The organism is Achromobacter sp. MYb9 (assembly GCF_002975275.1).
Classification (GTDB): Bacteria; Pseudomonadota; Gammaproteobacteria; order Burkholderiales; family Burkholderiaceae_B; genus Achromobacter.
In genome coordinates this window covers 122,022-137,039 of sequence record NZ_PCOQ01000013.1, presented here as the reverse complement: position 1 = coordinate 137,039, position 15,018 = coordinate 122,022, and the positions used below count along the sequence as shown (strand labels likewise).

Sequence of the window (15,018 nt, the reverse complement as noted above, 5' to 3'; positions counted from 1 at the left end):
TGCCCCGCCCTGCGCGCAACCCATCGCCCCGATAGGCGTTATTCCGTTTTCTGCGTGGTGCCGAAGATCCGGTCGCCCGCGTCGCCCAGGCCCGGCATGATGTAGCCGTGCTCGTTCAGGCCGTCATCGATGGAGGCCGTGTAGATATGCACATCCGGGTGCTTGGCCAGCACGGCATCGATGCCGACGGGCGCGGCCACCAGCACCAGCGCGCGGATTTCCTTGCAACCGGCGCGCTTGAGCAGGTCTATGGCGGCAACCATCGAACCGCCCGTGGCCAACATCGGGTCGACGATCAGCGCCAGGCGCTGGTCCAGTTCACCCACCAGACGCTCCAGATACGTATGCGCTTCCAGCGTCTCTTCGTTGCGGGCCACGCCCACCACGCTGACCTTGGCGCCCGGAATCAGGCTGAGCACGCCGTCCAGCATGCCGATGCCGGCACGGAGGATGGGCACCACGGTGACTTTCTTGCCGGCGATCTTCTCGACCTGGACCTCGCCACACCAGCCCTGCACGGTGGCCGGCGCCAGCGGCAGGTCCTTGGAGGCCTCATAAGTCAGCAGCGCACCCACTTCCTGCGACAACTCTCGGAAGCTCTTGGTGCTGAGGTCGGCGCGACGCATGATCCCGAGCTTATGGCGGATCAACGGATGGCGGATTTCGTGCACAGGCATGTGCGTAACACTCCAGAATATTGAAAAGACGGGTTTTTCGCCTCAGGCGTGACCGGAACGGCGCAACGCACTCGCGTTGCGCGCGTGGGGCACACCCGAGGATCGTAATCGGTTTAGAAGGAAATTGGCCTATTGTTCTGCCAGCCAGGCGATAAGCGCGTCGTCGAAAGCGCGGACGGCACCCGCTTGCTCGTGGTTGACGATGCTGACCACCACATAGCGCTTGCCGCTGGCGCCCAACACGTAACCGGCGATCGAACGCACGTCGCGCAACGATCCGGTCTTCAGGTGGGCCATGCCCAGCGTGCCGTCGCCCTTCAGGCGGCGGCGCACGGTGCCGTCCACCCCGGCGATCGCGAAGGATGAAATGTACTCCGGCATGACCGGCGAATTCCAGGCCACCGTCAGCATCGACGCCAGGCTGTCGGCCGACACCCGGGCATCGCGCGACAAGCCGGCGCCGTTGTCGATGACCAGCTCGGGCATATCCAGCCCCTGCTTGGACAGCAGCCCCTTGGCCACGGCTTCGCTACTGGTCACGGTGGCGGGCCGGCGGCCCTTTTCCGCGCCCAGCGTCAATAGCAACGTGCGCGCCATGACGTTGTTGCTGCGCTTGTTGATCTGGCGGATCACCTCGGCCAAGGTCGGGGATTCGTGCGACGCCAGCACCACCGCGTCCGCCGGCACCATGCCGGACCGCACCTGCCCCTTGAACGTGCCGCCCAGCTCTTTCCAGAGCATGCGGAAAATTTCAGTGGCGAAGTCGGGCTGCGACAGGGCCAGGCGGTACAGGCTGAATTCGCCACAAGACCCCGCCACCTTGCCGCCCACGCGGATCGTCACCCCCTGCTGGGTGATCAGCGGTTCGGTCGTCACCACCGGGGGGCCCGGGCAACGGATGTCGCTCCATTCCACATTGCCTTCGATCTTCAGGCCGGGCAGCGGCGGATCGATCAGCGGCACCCATTTATGGGCGGCAGCGTCCGGCGTGAACAACAGGCGCTGCGCGCCGAACCCCACCATCAAGGCATCGGGGCTGGCGTTGTAAGCCCTGTCGGGCGCGCCGTCGAACGCGCCGGGGTCGGTGGCGACCTGGCCGAAGATGCTGCGGTCGATGACCAGGTCATTGATCTGCTTGACCCCGCGCAAACGCAATTCGCGCAGCAGGGCCCACAAGTCCTGCATCAGGAATTGGGGGTCGCCGCCCGCCCGCAGGTAGAGCGGGCCGGCCAGCACGCCCTTGGCGTCCGGCCTGGCGCCCGGCGCCGTCATGAATTCGGTGCGCCAAACGTAGTTCGGCCCCAATTCGGACAGCGCGGCCCAGGTCGTGACCAGCTTCATCACCGATGCCGGGTTGCGGGCTTCCTTGGCGTTCAATGCCACCATGCGCTGCCCGCCCAGCTCCTGCACCACCAGCGACAGCGAACTATCGGGCAGTTTGCTGGCCTTCCAGGCATTCACCACATTGGGCGGCAGACCCTGGACCTGCGCGCAAGCGGCGCTGGCCAACAGGGTCAGCAATCCGCCGGCCAGCCATTGCCTCGGCCCGCCCACCCGCTTTCTCGCTTGTCCCGTCATGCTGCGTCCACCCGGTTGCTAGTCCTGCAAAACCGAGAGCATACAAAACCTGGGACGGTTACGGGCGGGAGCGACCCGCCCGCCGCGCACTTTACTGCAGCCGCCACTTGCCGGACGCCACCGTTGCCATCACCAGCGCCCGCTCGTCCAGCCCGTTGTGGTCGGTGGGGCTCATGCTGACCACGCCGGTCGCCGTCGGCAGGTTCTTGACGCTTTCCAGCGCATCGCGCAACGCCGCCCGGAACTCGGGCGTGCCGGGCTTGGCCGCTTTCAGGGCGACGGGGATCGCCTGCTGCAGTAGCAGCCCCACGTCCCAGGTATAGGCGGCGAACAAGGACACGCTGCCCGCGCCGTTGGCGGCCTCGTACTGCTTCGCGAAAGCTTGCGCCGTGGCTTTGACGGGATGGGTGTCTGGCAGCAGGTCGGCCACCATCACCGGTCCCACCGGCACCCACGCGCCCTCGCACGCCGCGCCGCACACCCGCAGGAAGTCGTTGTTCGCCACCCCGTGGTTGAAATAGATCTTGCCCTTGAAGCCCCGTTCACGCAGGGCGCGGGCCGGCATGGCGGCCGGCGTGCCGGATGCGCCGACCACGACGGCGTCGGGCGCCGCGCCGATCAGCTTCAGGGTCTGGGCGACGGCGGACGTATCGGTTGGCGCGAAGCTCTCTTTCCCGACGACCTCGATGCCGTGCTTCTTGGCGGCTTTCTCGATTTCCACCCAGAACGTCTCGCCCAGGGCGTTGTTGAAGCCGACGAAGCCCAGTTTTTTCACGCCATTGGCGGCGGCATGGCGGGCAATGCCTTCGGCCATCAGCGAATCCGAATGCGGTGTCTTGAACACCCAGCGCCGCTTGTCATCCACCGGTTCGATCAGGCGGGCCGACGAAGCCAGCGTGATGACCGGCGTGGCGCCGGTCGCCACGGTGTCCAGCATGGCCATCGTGTTCGGCGTGGTGGTGGACCCGACGATCAGGTCGACCTTGTTCTCGGAAATCAGCTTATGGGAATTACTGACGGCCCGGGTGGTATCCGACGCGTCGTCCAGCACGATGTACTCGACCTTCATGCCGCCGATCTCGGTGGGCAGCAGGCTGATGGTGTTGCGCTCCGGGATGCCCAGCGACGCTTGCGGGCCGGTCGTGGACAGGGTGGCGCCGATCTTCACTTGCGCCAGCGCGGGCGCGGCGCCCGTAGCCAGCAAGGCCGCCACGGCGGCGGCCATCAGGGTGCGACAAGGGGTCATGCGGTTGTCTCCTTCGGTACGCGGATATCGTTTTTTGCATTGCGCCGATCTGCTACGGCGTAGAACGCAGTTATACGGCGGGAAGCGGCGTTTCGCCACGGTTCCGCCCCTATTAGCGGTCCCCTTTACAATATTGGGTTGCCCCGAGCCAGCCCGGCCGGCGCGGCCCCCCGGTTTTCGCCGGGCCGCCCCCCTCTGACAGACAGATACCCGCGTGACCCAGTCCCTGACCGTTTCCGATTTCAATTACGAGCTGCCGCCCGAACTCATCGCGCAGACGCCCGCCGCCGAACGCACGGGCAGCCGTCTGCTGCACCTGGACGGCGCCAGCCAGCTGCATGACCGCCAGTTCGCCGATCTGGCCGGCATGCTGAGGGCGGGCGACCTGCTCGTCTTCAACGACACCCGCGTCATCAAGGCGCGCCTGCCCGGCCACAAGATTACCGGCGGCAAGATCGAAGTCCTGGTCGAACGCATCACCGAGACCGACCGCGTGCTGGCCCATGTGCGCGCCAGCAAGTCGCCCGGCCCCGGCATGGTGCTGCGCCTGGCCGACGCCTTCGACGCCACGGTGCTGGGCCGCGAGGGCGAACTATTCGACATCCGCTTCCCCGGCCCGGTGCTGGAGCTGCTGGACGCCCACGGCGCCACGCCGCTTCCGCCCTACATCACGCACGCGGCCGACGCCGGCGACGATGACCGCTACCAGACGGTCTACGCCCGTGAACCCGGCGCGGTGGCGGCGCCTACCGCCGGCCTGCACTTCGATCAGCCCACGCTGGACCGCCTGGCCGGCCTGGGCGTGGAGCGCGCCTTCGTCACGCTGCACGTTGGCGCGGGCACGTTCCAGCCGGTGCGCGTGGACAACCTGGCCGACCACATCATGCACGCTGAATGGTTCACCGTGCCCCAGGCCACGGTGGACGCCATCGCCGCCGCCCGCGCCCGCGGCGCCCGCGTGATCGCCGTGGGCACCACCAGCGTGCGCGCCCTGGAATCCGCCGCTGCCCTGACCGAAGGCCGCACGGCCCCTGGGCTGCCGCTGGCCGCCGCCCAGGGCGACACCCGCCTGTTCATCACCCCTGGCTACCAGTACCGCGTCGTGGACGCCCTGGTCACCAACTTCCACCTTCCCCAGTCGACCCTGCTGATGCTGGTGTCGGCGCTGGCCGGCGTCGAGCCGATCCGCCGCGCCTACGCCCATGCGGTGGCCCAGCGCTACCGCTTCTTCAGCTATGGCGACGCCATGTTCATCGAATCCCCTGCCCCATGACCGGACTGAACTTCGAACTGCTCGCCACTGACGGCGGCGCCCGCCGCGGCCGCATCACGCTGAACCACGGCGTGGTCGAGACCCCCATCTTCATGCCCGTCGGCACCTATGGCAGCGTCAAGGCCATGATGCCGCACGAGCTGAAAGAGATCGGCTCGCAAATCGTGCTGGGCAACACGTTCCACCTGTGGCTGCGCCCGGGCACGGACATCATGGAAAAGCACGGCGGCCTGCACGGTTTCATGCAGTGGGACAAGCCGATCCTGACCGATTCCGGCGGTTTCCAGGTGTTCAGCCTGCAAGGCATGCGCAAGATCACCGAAGAAGGCGTGAAGTTCGCCTCCCCGATCGACGGCGCGCGCCTGTTCCTGACGCCCGAAGAGTCCATGCGCATCCAGCGGTCGCTGAATTCCGACATCGTCATGGTGTTCGACGAATGCACGCCTTACGAGATCGACGGCCGCCCCGCCACGGTAGAGGAGGCCGCCCGCTCGATGCGCATGTCGTTGCGCTGGGCGCGCCGCTCGCGCGAGGAATTCGACCGGTTGGGCAATCCCAATGCCCTGTTCGGCATCGTCCAGGGCGGCATGTACGAATCGCTGCGCGATGAATCCCTGGCCGGCCTGCAAGACATCGGCTTCCATGGCTACGCCATCGGGGGCTTGTCGGTGGGCGAGCCCAAAGAAGACATGATGCGCATCCTGGCGCACGTGACGCCCAAGCTGCCGGCCCAGGCGCCGCGCTACCTGATGGGCGTGGGCACGCCGGAAGACCTGGTGGAAGGCGTCTCGCGCGGCGTGGACATGTTCGACTGCGTCATGCCCACCCGCAATGCCCGCAACGGCTGGTTGTTCACCCGCTTTGGCGACGTCAAGATCCGCAACGCCAAGTACCGTGACGACACCCGCCCGCTGGACCCCAGCTGCTCGTGCCACACCTGCGGGAATTTTTCGCGCGCTTATCTGCATCATTTGCAGCGGGCGAACGAGATCACCGGCGCGCGCCTGAACACGCTGCACAATTTGCATTTCTATCTGACTATCATGAAGGAAATGCGCGAAGCGATCGCCGAAGGGCGCTTTGACGCATGGCGCGCACAGTTCGCCGCCGACCGGGCGCGCGGCATCGAGTAAACCGGTCTTTTTCCCCGGGGGTCTTTTCTATTGGGAGTTCGCCCCCATAGATTGGGATCCCCCCCAGTGAAAGGCCGGCAATAAGATAGATACAATAGTCGGCTTGCCCTATCCATGGCTCGCGCGGGGATGGGCGCATAACAACACAGCTAAGAGGTTTGACGCTGACCCACTGTTACACAGAAAACCCGGGCATTGTCAGCCGTAGCAACATACAACCCAAACAGACTTAAACGCAGGAGAATTCAATGTCCGTTATCGATACCGCCAGCCTCGTCGTGGCCCAAGCCGCCGCCCCTGAAGGCAATGCGCTGATGGGCATGCTGCCCATCGTCCTGATGTTCGTGATCCTCTACTTCCTGATGATCCGTCCCCAGATGAAGCGCCAAAAAGAGCACCGTAACCTGATCGCCGCCCTGGCCAAGGGCGACGAAGTGGTTACCGCCGGCGGCATGCTTGGCAAGGTCACCAAGGTCAACGACAGCTACGTGACCGTTGAAGTCTCCGAGCTGGCCGACAAGCCGGTTGAAGTGATCATGCAGAAATCGTCGGTGTCGACGGTTCTGCCCAAGGGAACCATCAAGGCCCTGTAAGCGTCCCATAGAGCCCCGTCGGGCTCTTTTGTCCGATGGCGCCTGCCGCCGCCCGCTGCGCTTGCCGCTCGGGCGGCCCTTTCATCACTCTTACATGAAGTAGCCGGCAATGAACCGCTATCCCCTCTGGAAGTACATTACGGTCCTGATCGCGGTCATCATTGGCCTGCTGTACACGCTTCCCAATTTCTACGGCGAATCGCCTGCCGTCCAGGTTTCCAGCGCCAAGGCCACCATCAAGGTGGATCCGGCCATGCTGAGCCGGGTCGAACAGATCCTGACGGACGCCAAGATCCCCAACGAAGGGGTCTTCTTCGAAACGAATGGCACGCTCGGCACCGTGCGCGCCCGCTTCACGTCGACCGACCTGCAATTGCAGGCACGCGACCTGATCGACAAATCCCTCAATACCGTCGCCGGCGATCCCCACTACACCGTGGCGCTGAACCTGCTGCCCGCATCGCCCGCCTGGATGCGCGCGATGGGCTGGTTCGCCCCCAAGCCCATGTACCTGGGCCTGGACTTGCGCGGCGGCGTGCACTTCCTGCTGCAAGTCGACATGCAGGGCGCCTTGACCGCCCGCTACGACTCGCTGGCCGCCGACGTGCGCTCGGTGCTGCGCGACCAGAAGGTCAACGTGGCCGGCGTCGAACGGTCGGGCATGGGCATTGCCGCCACCTTCGCCAACACGGACGACCGCGACCGCGCCATCGCCACCCTGCGCACCCGCCTGCCCGACCTGGAATTCACCGAGCGCGAAGAAAGCGGCAAGCAACTGCTGCTGGGCGCGCTGAATCCGGCCGCCGTCCAGCGCGTGCAGGATTCCGCCCTGAAGCAGAACATCAACACCCTGCATAACCGGATCAACGAGCTGGGCGTGGCCGAACCGGTCATCCAGCAGCAAGGTTCGGACCGCATCGTGGTGCAGTTGCCCGGCGTGCAAGACGTGGCCAAGGCCAAGGAACTGCTCGGCCGCACCGCCACGCTGGAAATCCGCATGGTCGACGACACCCCCACCGCGCAAGCCGCGTTGCTGGGCGGCACCGTTCCCTTCGGGCTGGAACGCTACAACGACCGCGACGGCCGCCCGATCCTGGTCCGCCGCCAGGTCGTCCTGACGGGTGAGAACCTGCAAGATGCCCAGCCGGGCCGCGATTCGCAGACCCAGCAGGCCGCCGTCCACCTGACGCTGGACTCCAAGGGCGCCCGCATCTTCCGCGACGTCACCCGCGACAACATCGGCAAGCGCATGGCCATCCTGCTGTTCGAAAACGGCAAGGGCGAAGTGGTCACGGCGCCGGTCATCCGCAGCGAAATCGCGGGCGGCCAGGTGCAGATCTCGGGCAGCATGAGCTCGGAAGAAGCCGCCGACACCGCGCTGCTGCTGCGCGCCGGCGCGCTGGCCGCGCCGATGTCCATCATCGAAGAACGCACCATTGGCCCGAGCCTGGGCGCCGACAACATCTCGAAGGGCTTCCATTCGACGCTGTACGGTTTCCTGGCCATCGCCGTCTTCATCATCCTGTACTACCACCTGTTCGGCGTGTTCTCCACGGTCGGCCTGACCCTGAACGTGCTGCTGCTGCTGGCGCTGTTGTCCATGCTGCAAGCCACGCTCACCCTGCCAGGCATCGCCGCTATCGCGCTGACACTTGGCATGGCCATTGACTCGAACGTGCTGATCAACGAACGGATACGGGAAGAGCTGCGGGCGGGCGCCACGCCGCAACAGGCGATCCACCAGGGGTTCGAACGCGCCTGGGGCACGATTCTTGACTCGAACCTCACCACGCTCATCGTCGGTCTGGCGCTGCTGGCCTTCGGTTCGGGCCCGATCCGGGGCTTCGCGGTGGTGCACTGCCTGGGCATCCTGACCTCGATGTTCTCGTCGGTGGTCGGCGTGCGCGCCCTGGCAAATCTGTACTACGGCCGCAAGAAGAAGCTCACCACGATCTCCATCGGCGAAATCTGGAAACCGAAGGCAAACTGAACATAAGGCGGGCGGCGCGAGCCGTTCGCCACAGCAAAGAACCGAAGGCGAAAAATGGAATTTTTCCGGATTCACCGCACTATCCCGTTCATGCGCCACGCGTTGGTGCTGAACATCATCAGTCTCGTCACGTTCATCCTGGCGGTCTTCTTCATCGCCACCCGCGGCTTCCACCTGTCGATCGAGTTCACCGGCGGCACGGTCATGGAAGTCAACTACGCCCAGACGGCGCAGCTTGAAAACGTGCGCGGCGTGGTATCCAAACTGGGCTACACCGACTTCCAGGTGCAGAACTTTGGCACCTCGCACGACGTAATGATCCGGTTGCCGCTGCAAGAAGGCCAAACGTCCGCGACCCAGAGCGAAACCGTCATGGCCGCGCTCAAGGCCGCCGACTCGGGCGTCGAATTGCGCCGCGTGGAATTCGTCGGGCCGCAGGTGGGCCAAGAACTCCTGCACAACGGCCTGATGGCCCTGTTGGTTGTGGTCATCGGCATCATGGTCTACCTGGGCTTCCGCTTCGAATGGAAGTTCGCCGTCGCCGGCGTGATCGCCAACCTGCACGACGTGGTGATCATCCTGGGCTTCTTCGCCTTCTTCCAGTGGGAATTCTCGCTGTCGGTGCTGGCGGGCGTGCTGGCCGTGCTGGGCTACTCGGTGAACGAATCCGTGGTCATCATGGACCGGATCCGCGAGAACTTCCGTAAGTACCGCAAGGCGGACGTTCAGGAAGTCATCAACAGCGCCATCACCCAGACCATCTCGCGAACCATCATCACTCACGGTTCGACGCAGATGATGGTGCTGGCCATGCTGTTCTTCGGCGGCCCCACCCTGCACTACTTCGCCATGGCCCTGACCATCGGCATCTGGTTCGGCATCTATTCGTCGGTGTTCGTTGCCGCCGCGCTGGCCATGTGGCTGGGCGTGAAGCGCGAAGACCTGATCAAGCCGGTCAAGAAAGACGGCGAAGAAGGCGAAGTCGCCTGATCCGCCTGCCGCTACAAACACAACCCGTCGCTTGCGACGGGTTTTTTGTTTTCTGTGCGGCCACTGTACCGCCCCACACTGCCACGGTGTACGGGTACGAATCCCGCAGGATTCGCTACCATAGGCGCACCATGAAACTATCCATCGATCATCTCGTCATCGCTGCGGCGGACCTTGCCAGCGGCACGGAATTTGTCGCCGGCCTCTTGGGCGTCGCGCCCCAAGGCGGCGGCGCGCACCCGCGCATGGGCACGCACAACCGCGTGCTGGGCCTGGCGGACGGCATCTACCTGGAAGTGATCGCCATCGATCCCGATGCGCCGCCTCCCGAGCGTCCGCGCTGGTTTGGCCTGGACCACGGCGATGTCCGCGCACGGCTCGAACAAGGCCCCTTTCTGGCGCATTGGGCAGCGCGCGTCGACGCGCCCATGGACCTGACCCGCATGCAGGCCGAACATCCCGAGCGCATCGCGCCCGTGATTCCCATGACGCGGGGCGACCTGCGCTGGCGCTTGACCGTGCCGGACGATGGCAGCCTGCCCGTCTGGCGCGAAGCCGGCCATGCCGCGGGCGACGGCCTGCTGCCCACGCTGATCCAGTGGGATGTGGACGCCTACCCCGGCGTCAGCCTGCCGCGCCAGCCGCTGAAGCTGGTGCGCCTGACCGGCAGCCATCCCGAAGCCGGCCTGCTGCGCCAGGGGCTGACCTGGATGGGCGCCGATACCCTGATCGACCTGGAACAGTCCGCCGGGGCGCCCCGCCTGCGGGCGCTGATCGAGACGCCTCAAGGCCTGAAGACCCTGGCGTGAATTCCCCACAACAACAACACGACACCCCAATACGGAGACCTCCCATGTCCGCCACCCGCAAACGATTCGACGACGAACCCTATCTGGGCCAATGCGACGCCACCGTCATCGCCGTCAATCCCGAGGGCATCGAACTGGACGAGACCGTCTGCTACGCGCGCAGCGGCGGCCAGGCAGGCGATAGCGGCACGCTGACCCTCGCGGACGGCCGCGTCCTGACGCTCGCCGACACCGTCTACGCCGACGACCGCCAGCGCATCCTGCATGTGCTGGACGGCGATACGGCGCCGCAAGTCGGCGACCGCGTCACGGTCGCCATCGACTGGCCCCGCCGCCACCGGTTGATGCGCCTGCACACTTGTCTGCACTTGCTGGGTTCGCTGGTGCCCGCCCCGGTCACCGGGTGCAGCATCTCGCCCGATTCCGCGCGTATCGATTTCGACCTGCCCGAATCCACGCTGGAAAAAACGGACCTGACGGAGCGCCTGAATGCGCTGATCAACCGCAGCCTCGACGTCGCGGTCAACGGCATCACGCCGGAAGAACTGGCCGCGCAACCCGACCTGGTCCGCACCGTGGGCGCGGCGCCGCCCGCCGGCACCGCCAAGATCCGCATCATCGACATCCCTGGCGTGGACCGCCAGCCCTGCGGCGGCACGCACGTGCGCAACACGGCAGAGATCGGCGCCATCGCCGTCACCAAGATCGAAAAGAAAAGCCGCACCAACCGGCGCGTCGTCGTCGGCTTCGCCTGACCGCTTCCCAAGGCGTTCGACACCAAAAAAAAGGGGCCGCGATAAAAATCGCGGCCCCTTTTTTATTCCGTGCAAGGGTTCACCCCTTTTGCCACCACCGCCAGGGCGCCCGCAACGGCCATTGGTACTTGCTGCACAGCACGCGCGGGGCCAGCACGTGGCCGACCAGCACGGCGATGCCTGCTGCGGTCATCACGTCGGACAGGTAATGGTCCAGATTGACCAGCCGGCTCATGGCCACCAGCGCCGCCAGCAACAGGAAGACCGCGCGCCAGCGCGGCGCCAGGATGCCCAGCACGACGGCCACCGCAAACGCAGCGTAGCTGTGGCTGGACGGAAAGGAATTGAACTGCTGCACGCGCGAAAACGATTCGCCCAGGCCGTAGATGCCTTTTTCGAAGAACAGCTCGGGACGCGCCCGCGCCACCGAGCGTTTCAGCACCAGCACGACCAGCCCGCCCACCGCCATCGTGGACAGCATCAGGAGGCTGCCGCGCGCCATGCTGGCGTAGCTCATGCGCAAAGGGTTGTGCCAGCCGCGGGCCACGCCGACCAGGCCCACGACATAAAAGGCCAGGGCGACGCCGATGTACGGACCGCTTTCGCCTAACTCTCCGACCCATTCAAAGGACTCGTTCACGCCGTCGGACACGGATTGCTTGATCCAGATGGCCAGGGGCAGATCCACCCACAGCGCGCAGGCGGCAGCCGCCATCGCCAACGCGGCGCCCAGCGACAGCCAGACGGCCAGCGAGAACGGATTGCGCACTTCGTCGGGCACGGGCAGGCCGGGCGCGGCAGGCACCACGGAAGCAACGGCCGGAGGCGTCACGGGATTGGGAATCATCGGTACCGCTCAAGGAAAATGAGAAATATTACCGCCCGCTGAATGCGGGGCGGACCGATATCGTAACGGCCGCCGCCTGCCAGACCAAGAAACAATTTTCGCGCAAGGGTTAAAATTCGGCCTTTCCAGCCTATCAGCCCCCGGGATCTACACCCGTCACGGCGACCATCATGCAAGCAACCTCCCTGAAGCGCGACAATGCGCGTGACGGCGGCAACGCCGCTGCCCCCCTCGCAGACGCCCCCGCAACGCCCCCCGTGGACACCGCAGCCGGCTCTCCCCGCAAACTGTATATCCGCACCTTCGGCTGCCAGATGAACGAGTACGACTCGGACAAGATGGCCGACGTCCTGCGCGGCGACCAGGGCCTGGAGCTCACCGACAATCCGGAAGAAGCCGACGTCATCCTGTTCAACACCTGTTCGGTGCGCGAGAAGGCGCAGGAAAAAGTCTTCTCGGACCTGGGCCGGGTGCAGCACCTGAAGAAAACGAACCCGAACCTCGTGATCGGCGTCGGCGGATGCGTGGCCAGCCAGGAAGGCGCGGCCATCGTCAAGCGCGCGCCGTACGTGGACGTCGTGTTCGGCCCGCAGACGCTGCACCGGCTGCCGGACCTGATCGCGCGCCGCCGCGCCGAAGGCCGTTCGCAGGTGGACATCAGCTTCCCCGAGATCGAGAAATTCGACAACATGCCGCCGCCGCGCGTCGATGGCGCCACGGCGTTCGTGTCCATCATGGAAGGCTGTAGCAAGTACTGCAGCTTCTGCGTCGTGCCGTACACGCGCGGCGAAGAAGTCTCGCGCCCCTTCGAAGACGTGCTGGTCGAAGTGGCCGACCTGGCCGACCAGGGCGTGAAGGAAGTGACGTTGCTGGGCCAGAACGTAAACGCCTACCGCGGCAAGATGGAAGGCACGGACGACATCGCCGACTTCGCCATGTTGCTGGAGTACGTGCACGAAATCCCGGGCATCGAACGCATCCGCTACACGACCTCGCACCCCAAGGAAATGACCCAGCGCATGGTCGACGCCTACGCCCGCCTGCCGAAGTTGGTGTCGTTCCTGCACTTGCCCGTGCAAGCCGGCAGCGACCGGGTGCTGGCCGGGATGAAGCGTGGCTACACCACACTGGAATTCAAGTCGGTGGTCCGCCGCCTGCGCGCCGCCCGCCCCGACCTGACCTTGTCATCCGACTTCATCGTGGGCTTCCCCGGCGAAACGGAAGAAGATTTCGAAAAGACGATGAAGCTGATCGAAGACGTCGGCTTTGACACCTCGTTCTCGTTTGTCTATTCGCGCCGCCCGGGCACGCCCGCCGCCGACCTGGCCGACGACACGCCGCAGGACGTGAAGCTGCGCCGTCTGCAGCGCCTGCAGGCCCTGATCAACGATCAGGCCGCCGCCATCGCCCGCAACATGGTCGGCACGCGCCAGCGCCTGCTGGTGGAAGGCCCCTCGCGCCGCGACCCCAACGAACTGATGGGCCGCACCGAGAACAACCGCATCGTGAATTTCGCCGCGCCCGCGCGGCTCATCGGACAAATGGTCGACGTCATCATCACCGAAGCGCACACCAATTCGTTGCGCGCCCGGGTGGCCGACGTGGACCGCGTTCCCCCAGAGGCCGAATGACCACTCCCCGTTCCCGCGCCCGTCGCAGCATGCCCGCCATCGTCAACCTGGACGGCGACAACACCCACCTGGCCAATCTGTGCGGCCCGCTGGACGAAAACCTGCGCCAGCTCGCCGACGGCATGGGCGTCAAGCTCTCGCGCCGCGGCAATCGCGTCACCATTGAAGGCGAACAGGCCGAACTGGCCGGACGGGTGCTTCGGCGCTTCCACGAACAGGCGGTGCACCGCGCCCTGTCGGTCGACGACATCCAGCTTGGCCTGGTCGAGATCGGCGTGGGGCGCCAGGAAGAGAAGCTGAAGGAAACGCCGGCGCGCGAAGCGGATCCGCTGCCTGCCCTGGACGACGAAAGCGACGGTATCGCGCTGCGCACCAAGCGCAGCGACCTGCGTCCGCGCACACCGCGCCAGCGTGACTACCTGAACAACATCCTCAAGCACGACATCACGTTCGGGGTGGGTCCCGCCGGCACCGGCAAGACCTGGCTGGCAGTCGCCTGCGCCATCGACGCGATGGAACGCGACACCGTGCAGCGTCTGGTGCTGACGCGCCCCGCTGTCGAAGCGGGCGAGCGGCTGGGCTTCCTGCCCGGCGACCTGGCCCAGAAGGTTGACCCCTACCTGCGTCCGCTGTATGACGCGCTCTACGATCTGATGGGCTTCGAGAAGGTGCAGCGCCTGTTCGAAAAGCAGACCATCGAGATCGCCCCGCTGGCCTACATGCGCGGCCGCACGCTGAATCATGCCTTCGTCATCCTGGATGAAGCGCAGAACACCACGCCGGAACAGATGAAGATGTTCCTGACGCGGATCGGCTTCGGCAGCAAGGCCGTCATCACCGGCGACCCCTCGCAGGTGGACCTGCCGCGCGGCCAGGACAGCGGCCTGGCCCATGCGGTCAAGGTGCTGGAAGACGTGCAAGGCATCGCGACCACCCGCTTCACCAGCCGCGATGTCGTGCGCCACCCCCTGGTCGCCCGCATCGTCGACGCCTACGACCGCGCCTCCGAAAATGAAGCCTGAGCTGTCCCTGTCCATCCAATACGGGGTTGAAGAGGCCCGCTTGCCCCGCTGGCGCCTGCGCCGGTGGGCGGAACGCGCCCTGGCGGCGGCGGCGGAAGACGGTCTGGTCGCGTTTTCGGCCGCCGAACTCAGCCTGCGCCTGGTGGGCAGCGCCGAAGGCCGGCGCCTGAACCGCGATTTCCGTGAACGCGATTACGCCACCAATGTGCTGACCTTCGAGTACGGCGTCGACCCCGTGGGCGTGGCGCGCGGCGACATCGTCATGTGCGTGCCCGTGCTTGTGCGCGAGGCCCGGGAGCAGCGCAAGGCGCTGCTGGACCACGCCGCCCACCTGACCCTGCACGGCGTGCTGCATTCGCTGGGCTACGACCACATCAAGGCCCGGGACGCCAAGCGCATGGAAGCGCTGGAAACCGCCACGCTGGCAAAAATGGGGATCGCCGACCCCTACCTGGCCACCGACTAGCCACAGGC

At 65.7% G+C, this 15,018-nt stretch carries 14 protein-coding genes; 10 read left to right on the top strand and 4 right to left on the bottom strand.

The window, feature by feature from the left end; translation table 11 throughout:
* Positions 1 to 38: 38 nt before the first annotated feature.
* The 3 genes from upp to CQ050_RS19125 all read right to left on the bottom strand — a co-directional run bounded on the left by upp (position 39) and on the right by CQ050_RS19125 (position 3,501).
* Positions 39 to 677 (bottom strand): uracil phosphoribosyltransferase, encoded by a 639-nt coding sequence (upp, locus tag CQ050_RS19135; RefSeq protein ID WP_105558408.1) that lies wholly within the window; start codon positions 675 to 677, stop codon positions 39 to 41.
* A 129-nt stretch (positions 678 to 806) separates the two neighbouring features.
* Complete coding sequence (gene dacB, locus CQ050_RS19130) at positions 807 to 2,255, bottom strand: D-alanyl-D-alanine carboxypeptidase/D-alanyl-D-alanine-endopeptidase (protein WP_105558407.1); 1,449 nt, start codon at positions 2,253 to 2,255, stop codon at positions 807 to 809.
* A 91-nt stretch (positions 2,256 to 2,346) separates the two neighbouring features.
* Positions 2,347 to 3,501, bottom strand: coding sequence for an ABC transporter substrate-binding protein (locus tag CQ050_RS19125; protein WP_105558406.1), 1,155 nt, complete (start codon positions 3,499 to 3,501; stop codon positions 2,347 to 2,349).
* A gap of 214 nt (positions 3,502 to 3,715) precedes the next feature.
* Between CQ050_RS19125 and queA the strand changes: the two genes are divergently transcribed.
* The 7 genes from queA to CQ050_RS19090 all read left to right on the top strand — a co-directional run bounded on the left by queA (position 3,716) and on the right by CQ050_RS19090 (position 11,044).
* Positions 3,716 to 4,774: a tRNA preQ1(34) S-adenosylmethionine ribosyltransferase-isomerase QueA gene (queA, locus tag CQ050_RS19120; RefSeq protein WP_105558405.1), complete on the top strand. Its 1,059-nt coding sequence runs from the start codon at positions 3,716 to 3,718 to the stop codon at positions 4,772 to 4,774.
* A complete protein-coding gene (gene tgt / locus CQ050_RS19115) occupies positions 4,771 to 5,907 on the top strand; it encodes a tRNA guanosine(34) transglycosylase Tgt (protein ID WP_105558404.1) in 1,137 nt (378 codons plus the stop codon). The genes queA and tgt overlap by 4 nt, the downstream gene beginning before the upstream one ends.
* A 248-nt stretch (positions 5,908 to 6,155) precedes the next feature.
* Positions 6,156 to 6,500, top strand: coding sequence for a preprotein translocase subunit YajC (yajC, locus tag CQ050_RS19110; protein ID WP_006221220.1), 345 nt, complete (start codon positions 6,156 to 6,158; stop codon positions 6,498 to 6,500).
* A gap of 109 nt (positions 6,501 to 6,609) precedes the next feature.
* Complete coding sequence (secD, locus tag CQ050_RS19105; RefSeq protein ID WP_105558403.1) at positions 6,610 to 8,490, top strand: protein translocase subunit SecD; 1,881 nt, start codon at positions 6,610 to 6,612, stop codon at positions 8,488 to 8,490.
* A 54-nt stretch (positions 8,491 to 8,544) separates the two neighbouring features.
* Entirely contained in the window at positions 8,545 to 9,480 is a 936-nt protein-coding gene (gene secF, locus CQ050_RS19100) for a protein translocase subunit SecF (protein ID WP_105558402.1), read from the top strand.
* A 131-nt stretch (positions 9,481 to 9,611) separates the two neighbouring features.
* Positions 9,612 to 10,289 carry a VOC family protein gene (locus tag CQ050_RS19095; RefSeq protein ID WP_105558401.1) on the top strand — a complete coding sequence of 226 codons (678 nt, stop codon included), beginning with the start codon at positions 9,612 to 9,614 and terminating at the stop codon, positions 10,287 to 10,289.
* Between the two features lie 44 nt (positions 10,290 to 10,333).
* Positions 10,334 to 11,044, top strand: a complete 711-nt coding sequence (locus tag CQ050_RS19090) for an alanyl-tRNA editing protein (protein WP_105558400.1) — start codon at positions 10,334 to 10,336, stop codon at positions 11,042 to 11,044.
* A gap of 79 nt (positions 11,045 to 11,123) precedes the next feature.
* Here CQ050_RS19090 and CQ050_RS19085 read toward each other — a convergent pair whose 3' ends face one another.
* Entirely contained in the window at positions 11,124 to 11,891 is a 768-nt protein-coding gene (locus CQ050_RS19085) for a phosphatase PAP2 family protein (RefSeq protein WP_105558399.1), read from the bottom strand.
* 170 nt (positions 11,892 to 12,061) lie between these two features.
* Between CQ050_RS19085 and miaB the strand changes: the two genes are divergently transcribed.
* Genes miaB through ybeY form a run of 3 tightly spaced genes read left to right on the top strand, consistent with a single transcriptional unit; the run spans position 12,062 to position 15,010 of the window.
* Positions 12,062 to 13,522 (top strand): tRNA (N6-isopentenyl adenosine(37)-C2)-methylthiotransferase MiaB, encoded by a 1,461-nt coding sequence (gene miaB, locus CQ050_RS19080; protein WP_105558398.1) that lies wholly within the window; start codon positions 12,062 to 12,064, stop codon positions 13,520 to 13,522.
* Positions 13,519 to 14,544 (top strand): PhoH family protein, encoded by a 1,026-nt coding sequence (locus CQ050_RS19075; protein WP_105558397.1) that lies wholly within the window; start codon positions 13,519 to 13,521, stop codon positions 14,542 to 14,544. The genes miaB and CQ050_RS19075 overlap by 4 nt, the downstream gene beginning before the upstream one ends.
* Positions 14,534 to 15,010, top strand: coding sequence for an rRNA maturation RNase YbeY (ybeY, locus tag CQ050_RS19070; protein ID WP_105558396.1), 477 nt, complete (start codon positions 14,534 to 14,536; stop codon positions 15,008 to 15,010). The genes CQ050_RS19075 and ybeY overlap by 11 nt, the downstream gene beginning before the upstream one ends.
* Positions 15,011 to 15,018 lie beyond the last annotated feature (8 nt).

Bases quoted from the DNA above. Each gene is read 5' to 3' on its own strand.
- ybeY (WP_105558396.1), top strand. From the start codon at position 14,534: ATGAAGCCTGAGCTGTCCCTGTCCATCCAATACGGGGTTGAAGAGGCC.
- CQ050_RS19125 (WP_105558406.1), bottom strand. From the start codon at position 3,501: ATGACCCCTTGTCGCACCCTGATGGCCGCCGCCGTGGCGGCCTTGCTG.
- miaB (WP_105558398.1), top strand. From the start codon at position 12,062: ATGCAAGCAACCTCCCTGAAGCGCGACAATGCGCGTGACGGCGGCAAC.
- secF (WP_105558402.1), top strand. From the start codon at position 8,545: ATGGAATTTTTCCGGATTCACCGCACTATCCCGTTCATGCGCCACGCG.
- CQ050_RS19085 (WP_105558399.1), bottom strand. From the start codon at position 11,891: ATGATTCCCAATCCCGTGACGCCTCCGGCCGTTGCTTCCGTGGTGCCT.
- CQ050_RS19090 (WP_105558400.1), top strand. From the start codon at position 10,334: ATGTCCGCCACCCGCAAACGATTCGACGACGAACCCTATCTGGGCCAA.
- secD (WP_105558403.1), top strand. From the start codon at position 6,610: ATGAACCGCTATCCCCTCTGGAAGTACATTACGGTCCTGATCGCGGTC.
- yajC (WP_006221220.1), top strand. From the start codon at position 6,156: ATGTCCGTTATCGATACCGCCAGCCTCGTCGTGGCCCAAGCCGCCGCC.
- dacB (WP_105558407.1), bottom strand. From the start codon at position 2,255: ATGACGGGACAAGCGAGAAAGCGGGTGGGCGGGCCGAGGCAATGGCTG.
- upp (WP_105558408.1), bottom strand. From the start codon at position 677: ATGCCTGTGCACGAAATCCGCCATCCGTTGATCCGCCATAAGCTCGGG.
- tgt (WP_105558404.1), top strand. From the start codon at position 4,771: ATGACCGGACTGAACTTCGAACTGCTCGCCACTGACGGCGGCGCCCGC.
- CQ050_RS19095 (WP_105558401.1), top strand. From the start codon at position 9,612: ATGAAACTATCCATCGATCATCTCGTCATCGCTGCGGCGGACCTTGCC.
- CQ050_RS19075 (WP_105558397.1), top strand. From the start codon at position 13,519: ATGACCACTCCCCGTTCCCGCGCCCGTCGCAGCATGCCCGCCATCGTC.